Source organism: Streptomyces glaucescens, from assembly GCF_002154375.1.
GTDB lineage: Bacteria > Actinomycetota > Actinomycetes > Streptomycetales > Streptomycetaceae > Streptomyces > Streptomyces glaucescens.
Genome location: NZ_MUND01000830.1, coordinates 1 through 2,093 on the forward strand (window position 1 = coordinate 1; position 2,093 = coordinate 2,093).

1 protein-coding gene is annotated in these 2,093 nt (G+C 73.7%); it reads left to right on the forward strand.

Annotated elements, in window-relative coordinates:
- Positions 1-2,093: AMP-binding protein (locus CCN42_RS37925; protein WP_143662173.1), on the forward strand; the 2,093-nt coding region annotated here is incomplete at both ends.

The following is a 2,093-nucleotide window of genomic DNA, read 5'->3' on the forward strand; positions in this document are numbered from 1 at the left end:
CCACAGCACGGCGAGGAAGTCCTCGGCGGCTTCGTCGCCGTCCCGCTGACCGTCCCCGCCTCCTACGACACCCCCTCCGCGGCCCTGACCAAGCTGGAGGGCATCTGGCGGATGCTCGGCAGGCCCTGGGTCGTGTGCTCCGCCGGCCGCGAGGCCGGGCTGCGCGCGGTCGCCGCCCGGCAGGACTGGCCCGGCCTGCGGCTCACCACGGCCGACGCGCTGCGCGAGGCACCCGAGGACCACGACTGGCACCCCGCCGAACCGGACGACCTTATGCTGATGCTGATGACGTCCGGCAGCACCGGCCTGCCCAAGGCGGTCCGCCTCACCCACCGCAACGTGCTGACCCGCTCCGCCGCCACCGAGCAGATGAACGGCCTCGGCGCGGACGACGTCTCCCTCAACTGGATCCCCCTCGACCACGTCACCGGCGTGGTGATGTTCCACCTGCGGGACGTGTACCTGGGCTGCCGCCAGATCCACGCCCCCACCTCCTGGGTCCTCCAGGACCCGCTGCGCTGGATGGACCTCGCCGACCGGCACCGGGTCACCGTCACCTGGGCGCCCAACTTCGCCTTCGGGCTCCTCGCCGAGCAGTCCCACCGCTTCACGGACCGCGCCTGGGACCTGTCGCCGATGCGGCTGGTGATGAACGCCGGCGAGGTCGTCGTGGCCTCCGCCGCCCGCCGGTTCCTGCACGCGCTGAAGCCGTACGGCCTGCCGCAGGACGTGATGCACCCCGGCTGGGGCATGTCCGAGACCTGCTCCGTGGTCACCGACGCCGTGCTGCCCGCCGAACCCGTCCCGGACGAGGGGACGTTCGTGAGCTGCGGCCTGCCCTACCCGGGCTTCGCCATGCGGATCGTCGACGAGCAGGGCACGGTCCTCACGGAGGGCGAGGCGGGCCGGTTCCAGGTCCGCGGCACCTCCGTGACCGGCGGCTACCACGACAACCCGGGCGCCAACGCCGAGGCGTTCACCGAGGACGGCTGGTTCGACACCGGCGACCTGGCGTACCTGCGCGACGGCGAGCTGTACATCACCGGCCGCGCCAAGGACGTCATCATCGTCAACGGCGTCAACCACTACAGCCACGAGATCGAGGCGTGCGTCGAGGAACTGCCCTACGTGGAGCGCAGTTTCACCGCCGCCGTCGCGGTGCGCTCCGATCCGTCGTCGCCCACCGACGAACTCGCGCTCTTCTTCCACCTCACCGCGGAGGTCACCGCCGGCGCCCTGCGCGAGATCGCCGGAAAGGTGACCCGGGAGATCGGCGTCAGCCCGGCCTTCCTCATCCCCGTCGAGCAGGACGCGATCCCCAAGACCGAGATCGGCAAGATCCAGCGCACCAAGCTGCGCAAGAGCTTCGAGGCGGGCGCCTTCGACGACGAGGTCCGCCGGACCCAGCTCCTGCTGGGCACCGCCGCCACCGTTCCCGACTGGTTCCTGCGGCCGGTGTGGCAGCGGACGGAACGCCCCGAGGCCCGGACTGCGCCGTCCGGCCGGCACACCCTCGTCCTCGCGGGCGCCGACCCCCGGGTCCGGCAGCTCGCGGAACGGCTCGCCGACGCGTTGCGGTCCGGCGGGGGCCTGTGCACGGTGGTCGACGAAGGGACGTCGTACGCCCGGCTCGACGCCGCGCACTACCGCGTACGGCCCGCCGAGGAAGCCGACCACGCCGCGCTGCTGGGGCGGTTGGCGGACGACCGGCGGCCGGTCGACGCCGTCGTCCACCTCGACGGGCCGCGCGGCACGGGCGGTCCCGGGGCGGCGCCGGACGACACGACCGGCGCGGAGGAACTGCTCGCGTTCGTCCGCGCCCTCGCCGCCCGGCCCGGCCCGCACCGCCCCGTCGACCTCGTGTACGTGACGGCGGGTGCCCAGGCCGTACGCCCCGGTGACCGCCCCTGTCCGCCCCACGCCATGGCGGGCGCGCTGGTGAAGTCGCTGGCGGAGGAGTTCGGCTGGCTGCGCGGCAGGCACCTCGACCTCCCCCCGGACGACGGCACGGACCCGCTGACCCTGCTGACGGCCGAGGCGACGGTCACCGCGGACGGCGCGGAGGTGGCGTACCGCGACGGACACCGGTACGT